15 protein-coding genes are annotated in these 15,332 nt (G+C 37.2%); 13 read left to right on the top strand and 2 right to left on the bottom strand.

Going from position 1 to position 15,332, the window contains the following annotated elements; translation table 11 throughout:
- Positions 1-120: 120 nt before the first annotated feature.
- Entirely contained in the window at positions 121-987 is an 867-nt protein-coding gene (locus Q0947_RS07390; RefSeq protein WP_299394612.1) for an aldo/keto reductase family oxidoreductase, read from the bottom strand.
- 253 nt (positions 988-1,240) lie between these two features.
- On the opposite strand from Q0947_RS07390, the gene Q0947_RS07385 reads away from it, so the two are divergent.
- From Q0947_RS07385 to Q0947_RS07340, 10 genes are all read left to right on the top strand, one after another.
- Positions 1,241-2,044, top strand: a complete 804-nt coding sequence (locus tag Q0947_RS07385) for a DUF4382 domain-containing protein (RefSeq protein WP_299394608.1) — start codon at positions 1,241-1,243, stop codon at positions 2,042-2,044.
- Positions 2,045-2,196: 152 nt separating this feature from the next.
- Complete coding sequence (locus Q0947_RS07380; RefSeq protein ID WP_299395004.1) at positions 2,197-3,192, top strand: AAA family ATPase; 996 nt, start codon at positions 2,197-2,199, stop codon at positions 3,190-3,192.
- Between the two features lie 104 nt (positions 3,193-3,296).
- Positions 3,297-4,163: a DUF58 domain-containing protein gene (locus Q0947_RS07375; protein ID WP_299394605.1), complete on the top strand. Its 867-nt coding sequence runs from the start codon at positions 3,297-3,299 to the stop codon at positions 4,161-4,163.
- Complete coding sequence (locus Q0947_RS07370) at positions 4,123-5,835, top strand: BatD family protein (RefSeq protein WP_299394601.1); 1,713 nt, start codon at positions 4,123-4,125, stop codon at positions 5,833-5,835. Before Q0947_RS07375 ends, Q0947_RS07370 begins: the two co-directional genes overlap by 41 nt.
- The gene (locus tag Q0947_RS07365) at positions 5,835-6,839 is read left to right on the top strand and encodes a VWA domain-containing protein (RefSeq protein WP_299395001.1); all 1,005 of its coding nucleotides are present in this window, start codon (positions 5,835-5,837) and stop codon (positions 6,837-6,839) included. The genes Q0947_RS07370 and Q0947_RS07365 overlap by 1 nt, the downstream gene beginning before the upstream one ends.
- Positions 6,840-6,908: 69 nt before the next feature.
- Positions 6,909-7,943, top strand: coding sequence for a VWA domain-containing protein (locus Q0947_RS07360; protein ID WP_299394596.1), 1,035 nt, complete (start codon positions 6,909-6,911; stop codon positions 7,941-7,943).
- 267 nt (positions 7,944-8,210) lie between these two features.
- Positions 8,211-9,029, top strand: a complete 819-nt coding sequence (locus Q0947_RS07355) for a tetratricopeptide repeat protein (RefSeq protein WP_299394592.1) — start codon at positions 8,211-8,213, stop codon at positions 9,027-9,029.
- 63 nt (positions 9,030-9,092) lie between these two features.
- Positions 9,093-10,868, top strand: a complete 1,776-nt coding sequence (locus Q0947_RS07350) for a BatD family protein (RefSeq protein WP_299394588.1) — start codon at positions 9,093-9,095, stop codon at positions 10,866-10,868.
- Position 10,869: 1 nt separating this feature from the next.
- Complete coding sequence (locus Q0947_RS07345) at positions 10,870-11,619, top strand: tetratricopeptide repeat protein (protein WP_299394583.1); 750 nt, start codon at positions 10,870-10,872, stop codon at positions 11,617-11,619.
- Positions 11,620-11,900: 281 nt separating this feature from the next.
- Positions 11,901-12,527 (top strand): carbonic anhydrase, encoded by a 627-nt coding sequence (locus tag Q0947_RS07340; protein ID WP_299394579.1) that lies wholly within the window; start codon positions 11,901-11,903, stop codon positions 12,525-12,527.
- A gap of 31 nt (positions 12,528-12,558) precedes the next feature.
- Here the strand turns inward: Q0947_RS07340 and Q0947_RS07335 are convergent, their stop codons facing one another.
- Positions 12,559-13,104, bottom strand: coding sequence for a CvpA family protein (locus Q0947_RS07335; protein ID WP_299394574.1), 546 nt, complete (start codon positions 13,102-13,104; stop codon positions 12,559-12,561).
- Positions 13,105-13,230: 126 nt separating this feature from the next.
- On the opposite strand from Q0947_RS07335, the gene Q0947_RS07330 reads away from it, so the two are divergent.
- The 3 genes from Q0947_RS07330 to Q0947_RS07320 all read left to right on the top strand — a co-directional run bounded on the left by Q0947_RS07330 (position 13,231) and on the right by Q0947_RS07320 (position 15,331).
- Positions 13,231-13,587, top strand: a complete 357-nt coding sequence (locus Q0947_RS07330; protein ID WP_299394569.1) for a hypothetical protein — start codon at positions 13,231-13,233, stop codon at positions 13,585-13,587.
- A gap of 100 nt (positions 13,588-13,687) precedes the next feature.
- The gene (pheS, locus tag Q0947_RS07325) at positions 13,688-14,707 is read left to right on the top strand and encodes a phenylalanine--tRNA ligase subunit alpha (protein WP_299394564.1); all 1,020 of its coding nucleotides are present in this window, start codon (positions 13,688-13,690) and stop codon (positions 14,705-14,707) included.
- Positions 14,708-14,830: 123 nt separating this feature from the next.
- Positions 14,831-15,331 carry a transcriptional regulator gene (locus Q0947_RS07320; RefSeq protein WP_299394560.1) on the top strand — a complete coding sequence of 167 codons (501 nt, stop codon included), beginning with the start codon at positions 14,831-14,833 and terminating at the stop codon, positions 15,329-15,331.
- Position 15,332 lies beyond the last annotated feature (1 nt).

Here is a 15,332-nt window from a genome sequence, read left to right as displayed (position 1 = left end):
TTATTGTGTTATTATAATTTTTAATTCATTCTTAATCCATCTCCATAACTACAAACCTTCCACAAACTGAAGACTGCCAACTGAATACTGCCAACTGAATACTGAATACCGCCATCTTCCTCAAGGCATCGGATGTCCTTGTGCAGCCACCAACATCAAAAACCAATCTTGTAATTCTAAAGCGATATCCCTTGCCTTAACTGCATTCAAAAGTCGCTCTTTAGTAGTTGTTCCTACAACAGGATGAATGTTTGACGGATGTTTTAAAATCCAAGCGAGCAATAATTGATCTTCCGTAGCATCGTATTTTTCTCTAAGCTCACCCAATTGTTTATGAATGCGTCGGGTTTGTTCCGTATCTTCCTTAAAAACATGCCCTAAAGGCGACCATGCCATTGGGGTGATATCTTTAATCATCATTTGATCTAAGGTACCATTTTGCATCGCATCATGTTGGGTTAATGAAAACTCGACTTGATTAACAGCAACAGTTACATTTTTAGAAATTAAATCAACTTGAGTCGGCGTAAAGTTAGACACACCAAAATTCTTGATTTTTCCTTGCGCTTTCAAAATTTGAATAGCCTCTGAAATTTCATCAGGATGCATCAACGGGCTAGGCCTATGCAATAACAACACATCCAAATAATCGGTGTGCAGGTTTCTTAATGATGTTTCTACGGACAAAATAATATACTCCTTATCATAATTATAATGCCCCACCTTGTTGTTGCGACCTCCAGAAAGATGCTGAATGCCGCATTTGCTGATGAGCTGAATGTGTTCACGATCAACTTTACTTTCTACTAAAGCATTTCCAAACTCGGCCTCTGTGGTGTACCCACCATAAATATCAGCATGATCAAAAGTGGAAATCCCATGTTCAACACAAAATTGAATTAAGTCCGCCATAGCTGAAGTTGATAGGCTTTTACCCCAACCTCCCCACGTCATTGTCCCTGCTATAATTCGAGAATAATTCGTCATTACATTTTCTGATTTATTGCTTTCGAATATAAAAATACTTAAAACTCGCCGAGTAATCTGCTATCCTATTTAAGATTCCAAGTTTAAGGTTTTCAGAAACCCACACTTATATCAAAATACGAATCTGTAACCAATACTTTTTCAGCTGCTAACCTAATGACTATGAGCTACGTACTATTAACCGACCATATTCATGTAGTCCAATTCTCTAACAGAAGCGTATATATAGTTAAACCTATAAATTTTTAATGCTATGAATATTTTAAAAAAAGCAAGTTTATTAGCCCTTATAACATTTTTCTCCTTTGGTTGTAGCGACGATGATTCGGCAACTGACCCACAAGGAAAAGCAAAAGTTTCCATTAAATTAATGGATGCGCCAGGAGATTTTGACCATGTTTATATTGACATTGTTGATGTGATGGTGAAAGTAAATGATGCCGGCGAAGGTGAAGAAGGATGGCAAAGTTTAGAAGCTATCAACACTGGAGTATATGATTTACTAACGTTAACTGGTGGTGTTAATGTGCTTTTAGTTGATGATTTTGAAGTCCTTTCAGGAACATTAAACCAGATTCGTTTGGTTTTAGGCGATGACAACACTGTGGTTATTGACGGAGAGACATTTCCTTTAAAAACACCTAGTGCACAACAATCTGGATTGAAAATCAAACTCAACCAAACCTTATTGCCTAATATGGCTTATACCTTCCTATTGGATTTTGACGTTGATAAGTCAATCGTTGTGGCAGGTGAATCAGGTAACATCAATTTAAAGCCAGTAATTAGAGCAAGTGCTGAAGCTACAACCGGAACAATTTCTGGTAGCGTTTTACCATTAGGCGTACAAACTCAAATTACAGCTACCAATGGTGTAGACGAAATAACAACGTATGCTGATGTTGAAGGCAACTTCTTATTGGTAGGTTTAAACCCGGGAAGTTATACCGTTACTCTTACACCAGATCCTGAATCTGATCTAATGCCTTCAGTATTAGAGAATGTTCAAGTTACAGCTGAAAATAATACCGCATTAGGCGTGATTACGATTAATTAAGGTATAAATCATAAAAATGTATTAAAAGAGCAACACCATGGGTGTTGCTCTTTTTTTTTAACCAATTATTAACAGCAATCCAATAAAAATTTTAACAATTTGCAGACCTCAAAAAATCAGACCCTATTTCAGTCTAAATAAATTCTAAAATGATGGAAGACACAGTTGATATCAAAAGCATAAACGAGAAAATTGAAAGAGAAAGTGCCTTTGTAGACTTACTTACTTTTGAGATGAACAAGGTAATTGTTGGCCAAAAATATATGGTTGAACGCTTACTGATTGGACTGTTGGGACAAGGGCATATTTTATTGGAAGGTGTACCTGGTTTAGCAAAAACATTAGCCATTAACACCCTGTCTCAGGCTATTGAATCTACTTTTAGCAGAATACAATTTACTCCAGATTTACTACCGGCCGACGTGGTTGGTACCTTAATCTATAATATGAAGGTGAATGATTTCACCATTAAAAAAGGACCAATTTTTGCAAATTTCGTCTTAGCTGATGAGATCAATAGAGCACCTGCGAAAGTGCAATCGGCTTTATTAGAGGCCATGCAGGAAAAGCAAGTCACTATTGGTGATGAAACTTTTAAATTGGACAAGCCATTTTTGGTAATGGCCACTCAAAACCCTATTGAGCAAGAAGGAACTTACCCGCTTCCTGAAGCACAAGTAGACCGTTTTATGCTTAAAACGGTTATCGACTATCCAAAAATCGACGAAGAGCAACTTATTATGCGCTCTAATATGAAAGGCGCTTACGAAAAAGTAAATGCGGTTGTTTCTGTAGATCAAATTTTAAGAGCACAGCAAACCGTTCGTGAAGTTTATATGGACGAGAAAATTGAAAAATACATTCTCGACATCATCTTCGCTACGCGTTATCCTGAAAAATATAAACTTGCCGATTTAAAACCATTAATTTCGTTTGGAGCTTCTCCACGTGGTAGTATCAACTTAGCAGTTGCTGCAAAATGTTATGCATTTATCAAGCGTCGTGGATATGTTATTCCTGAAGATGTTCGCGCCGTTGTGCATGATGTACTTCGCCACAGAGTTGGAATTACTTATGAAGCGGAAGCTGAAAACATAACTTCTGTTGACATCATCAACAAAATCATCAATGAAATTGAAGTACCATAAATAAGTCCGAAGTATTCAGTATGCAGTGGGCAGTAATAGGACCACTCATCACTGAATTATAACGACTGAAAACTGAAGACTGCCAATTGCAGACTCAATAAAAAATGGATACAAAAGAGCTTTTAAAAAAAGTACGTAAAATAGAGATTAAGACGCGGCGCTTGTCTAACCATATCTTTGGAGGAGAATACCATTCTACCTTTAAAGGTAAAGGGATGACTTTTAGCGAAGTCCGTCAATATCAATATGGTGATGATGTCCGAAATATTGACTGGAATGTAACGGCGCGTTATAATGAGCCTCACATTAAAATATTTGAGGAAGAACGTGAGCTCACCATGATGCTTATGGTGGACATTTCAGGTTCAGAATGGTTTGGTACAGACCAACAATTCAAGAATGAAATTATTACTGAGATTGCAGCTACGTTAGCGTTTTCAGCCACTCAAAACAACGATAAAATTGGCTTAATTCTTTTTACGGATACTATCGAATTGTACATTCCTCCAAAAAAAGGAAGATTTCACGTGTTGCGTATTATCCGAGAATTGATAGAATTTAAGCCAAAAAGCAAGAAAACAGATATTACACAAGCGTTAAAATTTTTATCGAGTGTAATGAAAAAGAAAGCCATTGTTTTTCTGCTTTCTGATTTTATGGCGGACGATTATAAGCACACCCTAAAAATTGCCGCTAATAAACACGACATTACCGGAATTAGAGTGTATGATCAACGCGAAGAGAGCATTCCAAATTTAGGGATGGTTCAAATGCAAGACGAAGAAACTGGCGAATACATGTTGGTCAATACGGCTTCAAAAAAGATTAGAACAGATTATAGTAAATATCACCACGAGCGCGTCGTCTATTTTAAAGATACATTTTCGAAATCTGGCGCCGGCACTATAGACTGTCGTGTTGACGAAAGCTATGTCACAAAATTATTGGGCTATTTTAAACGCAGAGCGTAACGACTTACGATTTATGAATTACGATTTTCGACATATAACCTACAATACTTCACGCTTTAAGCTTCGTGCTTCAAGCGTTCTTTCTATTTGCTTTTTTCTCATTTCGGTTTTCTCTTTTGCGCAAGTAAACTCATCCATAGACCCTGCGAAAATCAAAATAGGAGAACAAATCACCTATAAAGTTGAAGTGGAAGCAGATACTACAGATTTTGTTGTTTTCCCTGAAGGACAGACATTTTCTCCTTTGGAAATGATTGAGTCTTATAAAATAGACACCACTCTAAAAAACGCGAAGTATAACCTCATCAAAAAGTACGGATTAACGCAATTTGATTCGGGCAGTTATACCATTCCAAGGCAAAAAATTATTATTGGCACTAAAGAATATTTCACTGATTCTTTAAGGGTTGAAGTCAATAACATCCTTGTGGACTCAACAAAACAAGGTCTTTACGACATCAAACCATTTATTGAAGTTGAAAAAAGTCCGAGTGATTGGTGGAAAACAGCTTTGATAATTTTAGCAATTCTTGCACTCATCGCATTTTTAATGTACTGGTTTATTTGGCGTAAAAAACCATTATCCGAAGAAGAAGAAATTGCATTATTACCGCCTTATCAACGTGCAAAACTCGCCCTTAAGAAATTGGATGAAACAGATTACCTGCAGCAATCTGAACTTAAAGGCTATTATTCTGAATTGACATTCATTATCAGACGCTATCTTGATGAACAAGTCTATGATCGTGCGCTAGAAAGTACTACTGACGAATTGGTGCACCGTTTGAATTTACTAAAAGATGGCAACCAAATAGAACTGAGTAAAGAAGACATCAGAAATATTGAAACCATTCTGAAGCGTGCCGATTTGGTAAAATTCGCAAAATCCGCACCAGATATTGAGTTGGCAAAAATTGATAGAAACACCATCGATTTAGAAATTGACCATGTTGAACAAGCCTTGCCAGAACCTACGGAAGAAGAAAAATTATTAGATCAACAGTATAAAGAAGAACAAGCACGCAAAAAGAAACGTCGTAAAATTATTATTACGGTTGCGCTTTCACTGTTTTTACTGCTTGCCACCTTTGTTGGGTTCTCCATAAAATATGGCTTCGACTATGTTAAGGACACCATTATTGGTAATGACAACAAAGAATTATTGGAAGGCGATTGGGTAACGAGCGAATATGGTGTGCCGCCAATTTACATTTCAACGCCTGCCGTATTAGAACGTGTGGAATCGAAAACAACTGATTCGCTTACCGGAACTGCTAAAACCACCATGTTCAGCTACGGTAATTTGTTGGGGTCTTTAAATATCGTGGTGAGCACCTCAAAATTCAATGTTGCGGACACCACTAAAATCGATCTGAATCTTGCGATTAATGGAGGTTTGGAAATGTTGGAGAAAAATAATGTCAGAGACATTTTGGTTAAACGCGAGCAATTTATAACGCCTAATGCTGCGGAAGGTCTGAAAGTTTTCGGTTCTGCGTCCTTCCCTACGCCACTTTCTAATCAATACAGAAAAGGAAACTATGTGTTATTAGCGTTTACCGCGCAGAATATTTTGCAGCAAATTATCTTGGTCTGGGATGCAGAAGACCATTATGCTGATGCCATTATGGAGCGCGTTTTAAATTCAGTTGAACTCAAAAAAGAAGAATGATGCTGGAAGGAATTGAATTTTTAAATAAAGAGTTTTTCTGGCTGTTTCTCATCCTACCATTCCTCATTTTATGGTATGTTTTGAAGCACAACAAGCAAACTGCTGCACTTAAAATGTCGACCATAAAAGGGTTTAAATTCACCCAATCTTGGTTGCCAAAAGCAAAACACGGCCTGTTTGTATTAAGAATGTTGGCACTCGCTTTAATCATTACAGCTTTAGCACGCCCAAGAACCGTGGATGTGTCTACCAAATCAAAAACTACGAGAGGTATTGATATTGTAATTGCCATTGACGTATCGGCAAGTATGCTTGCTAAAGATTTACTTCCAAACCGTTTGGAAGCGCTTAAAAAGGTAGCGTCAGACTTTATTAAAGGGAGACCTAATGACCGTATCGGAATTGTAGAATACGCAGGTGAAAGTTATACAAAAACACCAATTACGAGCGATAAAGCCATCGTGTTGCGCGCGCTAAGTGAGATTAAATATAATACCATTATTGAAGGTGGAACTGCCATTGGCTCTGGTTTAGCAACCTCGGTTAACCGTATTAAAGACAGTAAAGCAAAAAGTAAAGTCATTATTTTACTGACCGATGGGGTTAATAACTCAGGATTTATCGACCCTAAAATCGCCAGTGAATTAGCGGTAGAATATGACATTAAAGTGTACACGATTGGGATTGGAACTAACGGAACGGCTTTATCTCCTATCGGAATTTTACCAAATGGCCAATTCCAATATGGACGCCAACAAGTGGAAATTGATGAAGCCTTATTAAAAGACATTTCAAAAGTGACTGGCGGTAAGTATTTTAGAGCTGATAATAATAAAAAGTTGGCCGCCATTTATGAGGAGATCAACAAACTGGAAAAAACCGATGTTGAAGAATTTAAGTATTATAATTACGAAGAAAAGTACCGTCCATTAGTGCTATTGGCGTTCGGATTATTGCTTATTGAGTTTTTATTACGATCAACGGTATTTAGAAGTTTTAATTAAAGATTAAAAATATATCCGGGTATTCAAGGCTATTGCGCCCATTGAAACCTACGGACTGAAGACTAAAAAATGCAATTAGAAGAAAAAATATGGTTTTGGGGATTAATGGTCATACCGTTGATCATTATTGTGTTTTTACTATTGCAAGTGTGGAAACACCGCGTGCAACGTAAATTTGCAAGCAAATCTTTATTGAGGAGATTAAGCCCAGATTCCTCACTCTTCAAATCCATTTTAAAAGTTGTCGTATTATCTCTTGCTTTTGCGTGTTTAGTAATGGCTTTGGTGAACCCTAAAGTGGGCACCAAATTAGAGACAGTAAAGCGTGAAGGTGTCGACATTGTGTTTGCTATTGACGTTTCAAAAAGTATGTTGGCGGAAGATATTGCACCCAATCGTTTGGAGAAATCGAAACAATTGGTCACGCAAATCATCAATAATTTAGCGAGTGACCGCGTTGGGATTATAGCCTATGCTGGTAAAGCGTTTCCGCAATTGCCAATTACAACAGATTATGCGGCAGCGAAAATGTTCCTTCAAAGTATGAATACGGATATGCTTTCATCACAAGGAACCGCTATTCATGAAGCCATTGAACTTTCAAAAACCTATTTTGATGATGACCAAGATACCAATCGTGTACTCATCATCATTTCTGACGGAGAAGATCATGGTGCCTTAGCGACTGACGCTGCTCAAGAAGCTCAAGAGGAAGGCATTCGTATTTTTACCATTGGTGTTGGTGATGTAAAAGGTGGACCGATTCCTGAGAAGCGTAATGGCCGAATTATCAGCTATAAAAAAGATCTAAATGGCGAAACCGTTGTAACCCGTTTAGACGAAAGCACGTTACAAAATATTGCTGCAGAGGCTAACGGCTCTTACATTAACGGCAGGAACACTACTGAAGTGGTGGAGCACATCCGAGACATCTTAAATAAAATGGATAAAACAGAGTTTGAAGCCAAGCAATTCGCTGATTTCGAATCGCAATTTCAATGGTTTTTGGCTGCAGCACTATTCTTTTTGTTGATTGATGTGTTATTGTTGGAAAGACGTACCTCTTGGTTAAAACGATTGAACTTATTTAACGAGGACTTTTAGTTGCTCATGTTAAGTAAGAGCTTTTGCAGATTCTCAGAATTAGGGAATCTCACAACAAAAACCTGACCGACACCAGTTTATGGTTAAAACACTGTTAAAGATTGGGTTCTAAATGTATTTTAAGAAAACATTATAACCCTGATACCATTAGTTTTTTTAGTTTTATGCACTGTTTTGAACATGTGGAAAATTAAATTTCGATTTGAATTGAGCTTCTGATGGGCAACCATCATTAATGAAATGAAAAGCTCATTATGTTATAGAGAGATGAAACACCTAACCCTACTAGTATTACTTTTTACATCTTTCGCTTTTTCTCAAAATGACGAGAAAGAAAAAGAGCAGTTGTTGGCCTCAAAAAAATCAAACGATTTGGTTTATGAAGCTAATGTGCTCATGGACAATGATGATTTCATATCCGCAGAAAAAGAATATCGCAAAGCAATTTCCAAACAACCTGCCTCAGTGGCCGGAACTTACAACTTAGGAAATTCCTATTACAAAAAAGGCAACTACGAAGAAGCCTTATACCGACAACAACAAGCTGCTAAAAACGCTACTGACAAATCCGAAAAACACAAGGCATTCCATAATATTGGAAATATCTTGATGAAAAATAAACAGTGTAAGGAAGCGGTCGAAGCCTATAAAAATGCGTTGAGAAATGATCCAACGGATGATGAAACGCGTTACAACCTTGGTTTAGCTAAAGAATGTGCTGAGCAACAAAAAGACGAGCAGCCTGACGAAAACCAGGATAAGCACAAAGAAAAGAACGACGAGAATAAAGACAAGGACCAGGATAAAGACAACAAAGATCAACAGGATCAGGATAATAAAGACAATAAAGACGACCAAAAAGATCAAGATAAAAAGGAAGGCGACGATAAGAAAGATGAGGGCAAACCTAAAGATGAAGAAGGAAAAGATGAAAATCAGCAGCAAAAGCCACAACCTGGCAAACTGTCTCCGCAACAAATAAAGAACTTATTGGAAGCCATGAATAATCAGGAGCAGAAAGTTCAGGAAAAAATGAATGCCGATAAACAAAAAGGCGTCAAAGTAAAAACAGAAAAAGACTGGTAAAACGAAGCATAATGAGATGTATAATTTCTAAAGAAACCCTTATCTATCCATTATCGTAAACACATGAAACTGCAACACTACATACCATTATTTTTTATCCTCTTCAGTGCAAGTTTTGTATCTGCCCAAGTAAAATTTGAGGCAAAAGTCAGCAAGACACAATTGGGTATTAATGAGCGATTACGCGTAGATTTTGAGATGAACACTGATGGTGACAATTTCAATCCGCCGTCATTTGCTGATTTTACAGTGGTTGGTGGTCCAAACCAATCGGTCAGCCATTCATGGATTAATGGTGTCCGCTCCTTTTCAAAAACATACAGCTACTTTTTAGCACCTAAAAAAACAGGATCCATTACCATCAATCAAGCAACTATAGAAATTGATGGTGAAATCTATAAAACATCACCAGTAACGGTTCAAATTACCACGGCGGTCACTAGACCAAACGACCCGGATAATGCTGAAAATGTGGCGGACGACAACGTGCACCTGATTGCTGAAATTTCAAAAACCAATCCCTACCTCAACGAAGCAGTTACCGTAACCTATAAATTATATGTTTCTGAAGATATTGGAGTAAGTAATTTTAGAGAGATTGGCAACCCGAGATACAATGATTTCTGGAGCCAAAACATTGATTTGAAAGGTACTCAAATACAGAAAACTGAATTTAAAGGTCGCAACTATCGTTATTTAGTGATCAGAAAAACAGTATTATATCCACAAAAATCAGGAAAATTAGAAATCGAGCCCTTAAGTTTAGACCTAACAGTTCAAGTGCCAACCAAAAAACGTGATTTTTTCGGCAGTGTTCTTACTTCAGAAGTTCATAAAACCGTTTCTGCCGGTAGTAAAACACTTAATGTAAAAGCGCTTCCTGAAAATGGGAAACCAGTCGATTTCTCTGGTGCTGTTGGTGATTTCGATTTCAAATTAACAACCTCAAAAACCGACTTAAACGCTACAGAATCTTTACAAGCGCGTGTAGAAGTCACAGGAAAGGGAAATTTAAAACTATTTCAATTACCTAAGTTGACCATCCCAAGCTCATTGGAGGTTTATGAGCCAGAACATACTGAAAACATCAGAACGCTTTCCGAAGGGATGCAAGGTAGTATTGTAGATAATTATACAATTGTGCCACAGTACAAAGGAAAGTACCCAATCCCTAATGTAGATTTCACGTATTTCGACTTAAAAACCGAAACTTATAAAACCATTTCTTCAGGGCAACTCGTCATCAACGTTATTGAAGGCCCAACAAATAATTCGAGTTCAGATAGCAATATCGCTAATGTAGGTGAGGGCAAACAGCGCGTTACCATGAACAATGAGCAATTTGCCTTTGTAAAGCGAAAAGCCAATCTTGAACCAATCATAGCTGAGCCATTCTTTAACTCGTCTTGGTACTGGAGCTCCCTTTTATTACCGCTAATGGCAATTCCTTTGGCGATGGTATTCCGCAAGAAAAAAGCGATACGTGCTGCTGATATTAGTGGAAATAAAATACGTAAAGCCGATAAGCTTGCTAAAAAATATCTAGGCTTTGCCAAAAAAGCATTAGGTCAAAAAGAAGCTTTTTATATTGCGCTTGAAAAAGCATTACACAATTATTTAAAAGCGAAGTTGCGCATAGAAACGAGCGATTTAAGTAAAGATCGCATCCAACAATTACTCCTAAAACGAGAAGTAGATGAGGCTGTAGTTACTGATTTCCTATCCATTTTAGACAGTTGTGAATTGGCGCGTTATACGCCATTCTCTGAAGTAACCATGCAGCATGACTACGATAAGGCAGCGGCCACAATTTCAGTAATTGACAAACAGATTAAGTAAAATGAAGCATTTTGTTTACATACTGACATTTTTAATAGGCACTTTAGGCTTTGGCCAAAACGAAGCGCTATTTGAGCAAGCCAATGATTTGTATAATAAAGGCGATTTTGAACAAGCCATTTCAAAATACGAAGCTATTATTGATGCCGGCGAACATTCCGCTGCAGTGTATTTTAATTTGGGAAATGCCCATTATAAACTGAATCATATTGCACCGAGCATCTACTATTATGAGAAGGCTTTACGCCTTTCTCCTAATGATAAGGAAATTCAAAATAACATTGCATTTGCACGCAATATGACTATTGATGCGATTGAAAAGGTGCCTGAAATTGGGTTTTCAAAATTCACCAAAAATGTCACCAATTGGCTCACTTTTGATGGGTGGGCGAAACTATCAGTAGTCTTAATGTTACTGTTTATAGCGTTCTATTTGCTTTTCTATTTCAATTCTGGCTCTACAAAAAAACGAATGGCTTTTGTTGCGGCAATGTCATTTCTCATTCTTGCTTTTGGCTCTGTAGCCTTAGCATTTAATAATTATAACCTTGTTCAAAATGATCGCCCTGCGATTGTTTTCGCTAAGGAAAGTCAAGTAAAAAGCGAACCGAATCTTAGAAGTACCGAGTCGTTTAAACTTCATGAAGGTACTAAAGTGCAAATCTTAGATACCGTTAACAACTGGAAGAAAATTAAACTTGCCGATGGTAAAACCGGTTGGATTCCTACGGATGCTATTAAGGCCATATAGTTTCTATTTCTGATTGAATAATTCCGTTATAACAGATATTCTATATCTAAATTACAAAACGATCGATTTCGATAGTGTTTGTAATATGCATTTTTAGAAATAGTTTTTATCGTTTGATAGCTATTTGACATTCGATTGCAATTAATTTAGCTTCAATATTCTATCAATCAAATCCTACCTTTATCGCTTTAAACAAAGAAGATAATCATCAGAAATTCGTTCAGAAAACACATATCTTTACTACTTTTAACCCCTGAATCTTTAAGTTAAAGCGGAAACAAATGGATGTAAAGAAAGTTTTTAAGAATAATGAAAAATGGATAGAAGAGAAACTATCCAAGAATCCTAGCTACTTTGAAGATTTAGGAAAAGGTCAAAATCCAGAACTTTTATTTATCGGCTGCTCGGACAGTCGCGTTACTGCAGAAGAACTGATGGGCTTAGGTCCTGGTGAGGTTTTCGTGCATCGTAATATCGCCAATATGGTCATTAGTATTGACCTCAATGTGATGTCTGTTGTCAACTATGCCGTCAATCATTTAAAGGTTAAAGATGTCGTAGTATGTGGCCATTATGAATGTGGTGGCGTAAAAGCGGCCATGCAATCCGAAGATTTGGGTATTCTTAATCCGTGGCTTCGTAATATTCGTGACGTATACCGTATTCATCGTAAGACATTAAACGCCATTACAGATGAAACTGAGCGTTATAACCGACTTGTAGAATTGAATGTTCAGGAACAGTGTGTCAATTTAATTAAAACGGCTGCTGTCCAAAAAGCGAATAGAGACAGAGGTTTGGTGGTACACGGTTGGGTATTTAATGTGCACACAGGAAAACTCATCGACCTCAATATTGATTTTGATGGGTATCTAAAAGATATTATGGAAATCTACCATCTGGAATAAAAACGGCAGTTAAGAACAAAAGTTTAAGTTCTTATTTAGCTGGTGCTTCAGTCACCAGCGTTTCTTCGGTTTCAGACTCTTCTTCCAGTTCCTTTTTCTTTTCTAAAATAACAGGGAAAATTGTTGGAACAATAGATTTTACGGGTGCATACAGCATTGAATCTTCAATACTCGCTTCATCCGTAAGCGGAATCGCACGATTCAGACTGTCAAAAACATTCAGCACCACGCTCAAGATTACTGCTATTTTTAAAGCTCCAAAAATCGCTCCTAAGAGTTTATTTACAATTCCCAAAGCGGCAAAATCAGCAAGCTTCGTTAGCGCCTTTCCTGCAAGGGCAATCGCTAAGATGATGATAAGGAAAGTAGCTGCAAATGCCAGAATATTGACCGTTTTTTCATCCCATTCAGAGTTTTCATCAATAAACGTCGCGGCATAATTACTAAAATGAATGGCGCCGTAAACTCCAGCAACCAACGCTACAAGAGACGCTATTTCTACAAAAAAACCTTTCATCAGTCCACGTACCAATCCAAAAAGGATCAGGGCCGTTAAAACGATATCCAAAACACTCATATCTTACAGAATTTCGTCAAATATAAGTTAACTTTGCGAGAATTTAATTTTGACCGGATTCTCAAATTGAAATGCTAATTTCAATGTGGTCCTCAAATTTTAAATTTTAAACCTGAAACTAAAGAGATGTCAAGAGACGAACAATTAAAACAACGTTGGGAACTCGTTGTTAAAAAATTATCAGAGCAATTTGCTGATGGAGACCCTTTAGATTTGGATGCCATAATTTATTTAATTGGTGTTCAAGAGCTTGGACAACTCCACAAAAAATTCAAAAAGGATCATAAATTAGATTTAATGCATATTGCCATTTGCCGTTTGTTAGAACCGTATGGCTATTATGAATTTGATTATTATGATGAAGATAAATGGCCACATTATAAAGTAAAGGAGCAATTGCCACCATTAAAAGCGGGAGAACAAAGCGTCTTAATGAAGGAAGCTATTGTAAATTATTTTGTAGAAGTAGATTATATACAATAATAGTATCGAAGGTTTTCCGCTTATTTAGAAGTGGATTTCCATTGTATTCGGTAACGTAAAATCCAAAAAAACAGTAAATTTGCCATTCATTTTTTGACTTATGATAGACAAGATAAAAGAACGTATTGCTGAAGCTGAAGCATTTAAAGCCCAAACTAAAGAGGAGATTGAAGCTTTTCGTATCAAGTATTTAGGTAAAAAAGGACTTTTGAATGAGTATTTTGCAGAATTCAAAAACGTGCCTAACGATCAGAAGAAAGAGTTTGGACAAATTATTAACAAGCTTAAGAATACTGCTGAAGAAAAGGTCAATACTCTAAAGGAAGAACTGGAAAGCAAGGAAGAGGTAAAAGGTATTTATGGCGACTTGTCGCGTCCGGGAGAGCCTATTGCAATTGGTGCGCGTCACCCTATTTCTCTTGTCAAGAATCAAATTATAGACATCTTTTCCCGTATTGGTTTCAACGTGAGCGAAGGTCCGGAAATTGAAGACGATTGGCACAACTTTACGGCCTTAAATTTACCAGAATACCATCCGGCAAGAGACATGCAGGATACTTTCTTTATCCAAACCGATCCTGATATTTTATTACGTACGCACACAAGTTCTGTGCAAGTGCGCTATATGGAAAATAACACACCGCCAATCCGTACTATTTCTCCGGGTCGCGTGTTTAGAAACGAAGCCATTTCATCTCGTTCACACTGCTTCTTCCATCAGGTAGAAGGCTTATACATTGATAAAGACGTTAGTTTTGCCGATTTAAAACAAACACTTCAATATTTTACTACTGAAATGTTTGGCAAAAGCAAGATTCGTTTGCGTCCATCCTATTTCCCATTTACGGAGCCAAGTGCTGAAGTAGATGTGTATTGGGGACTGGAAACAGAAATTGACCACCGCATCACTAAAGGTACAGGTTGGTTGGAAATTATGGGCTGCGGCATGGTAGACCCTAATGTTCTTGAAAACTGTGGTATCGATTCAAAAATCTATTCAGGATTTGCTTTCGGAATGGGCATCGATCGTATTGCAATGTTATTGCATCAAATTGGCGACATCCGCTTATTAAGTGAAAACGACGTGCGCTTTTTAGAACAGTTTAAATCTGCTTTATAAAACCATACTCCTTATAACAATTAACCGATAGGCAACTGTCGGTTTTTTTATTTAACATTTTTTTAACTTCGTTTGGTTCGGTTAGTTCCGAACCTAAAGTATCTTTGCATAAAATTTTCACAAATGGACAACAAAGTGCGAAATGAAAAACAAGATTTAGTCGAAAGACTAGGTGTGTTTATGGAGCAAAAGGAACAACACGCTCCTGTTGCGGCCCGTATTTTATCCTATATCGTTTTAACGGGCAAAATAGGAACCACATTTGAAGATTTAGTCACCGACTTATGTGCCAGTAAAAGCACGATTTCTACCCATCTCAATCATTTAGCGGATTTAAAGAAAATCGTTTATTTCACTAAGCCTGGAGACCGTAAAAAATACTACACCATCAATGAAGATAGCATCCTTCAAAGTATCGACACGTTGATGGAATCTTGGATGGAGCAAAAAGCCTTACATCAAGAAATAAAAATTTACAAACGGAAAATCAATGATCAAACCGCTGACGGAAGCGTAAAATTTGAACTCGATTTCCATGACAACTACATTCAATTCCTTGAAGAAGTCACACAATCCGTAGACACATTAAGATCAAAAATAATAGAAAAAAACGCAAAACTGTAAT

This window comes from uncultured Gelidibacter sp. (assembly GCF_947500795.1).
GTDB lineage: Bacteria > Bacteroidota > Bacteroidia > Flavobacteriales > Flavobacteriaceae > Gelidibacter.
This window is presented reverse-complemented; position numbering and strand designations above follow the sequence as displayed.

What these genes read in the sequence shown, in the direction of transcription:
- Q0947_RS07390 (WP_299394612.1), bottom strand. Translation starts at nt 987, where the DNA reads ATGACGAATTATTCTCGAATTATAGCAGGGACAATGACGTGGGGAGGT.
- Q0947_RS07385 (WP_299394608.1), top strand. Translation starts at nt 1,241, where the DNA reads ATGAATATTTTAAAAAAAGCAAGTTTATTAGCCCTTATAACATTTTTC.
- Q0947_RS07380 (WP_299395004.1), top strand. Translation starts at nt 2,197, where the DNA reads ATGGAAGACACAGTTGATATCAAAAGCATAAACGAGAAAATTGAAAGA.
- Q0947_RS07375 (WP_299394605.1), top strand. Translation starts at nt 3,297, where the DNA reads ATGGATACAAAAGAGCTTTTAAAAAAAGTACGTAAAATAGAGATTAAG.
- Q0947_RS07370 (WP_299394601.1), top strand. Translation starts at nt 4,123, where the DNA reads ATGTCACAAAATTATTGGGCTATTTTAAACGCAGAGCGTAACGACTTA.
- Q0947_RS07365 (WP_299395001.1), top strand. Translation starts at nt 5,835, where the DNA reads ATGCTGGAAGGAATTGAATTTTTAAATAAAGAGTTTTTCTGGCTGTTT.
- Q0947_RS07360 (WP_299394596.1), top strand. Translation starts at nt 6,909, where the DNA reads ATGCAATTAGAAGAAAAAATATGGTTTTGGGGATTAATGGTCATACCG.
- Q0947_RS07355 (WP_299394592.1), top strand. Translation starts at nt 8,211, where the DNA reads ATGAAACACCTAACCCTACTAGTATTACTTTTTACATCTTTCGCTTTT.
- Q0947_RS07350 (WP_299394588.1), top strand. Translation starts at nt 9,093, where the DNA reads ATGAAACTGCAACACTACATACCATTATTTTTTATCCTCTTCAGTGCA.
- Q0947_RS07345 (WP_299394583.1), top strand. Translation starts at nt 10,870, where the DNA reads ATGAAGCATTTTGTTTACATACTGACATTTTTAATAGGCACTTTAGGC.
- Q0947_RS07340 (WP_299394579.1), top strand. Translation starts at nt 11,901, where the DNA reads ATGGATGTAAAGAAAGTTTTTAAGAATAATGAAAAATGGATAGAAGAG.
- Q0947_RS07335 (WP_299394574.1), bottom strand. Translation starts at nt 13,104, where the DNA reads ATGAGTGTTTTGGATATCGTTTTAACGGCCCTGATCCTTTTTGGATTG.
- Q0947_RS07330 (WP_299394569.1), top strand. Translation starts at nt 13,231, where the DNA reads ATGTCAAGAGACGAACAATTAAAACAACGTTGGGAACTCGTTGTTAAA.
- pheS (WP_299394564.1), top strand. Translation starts at nt 13,688, where the DNA reads ATGATAGACAAGATAAAAGAACGTATTGCTGAAGCTGAAGCATTTAAA.
- Q0947_RS07320 (WP_299394560.1), top strand. Translation starts at nt 14,831, where the DNA reads ATGGACAACAAAGTGCGAAATGAAAAACAAGATTTAGTCGAAAGACTA.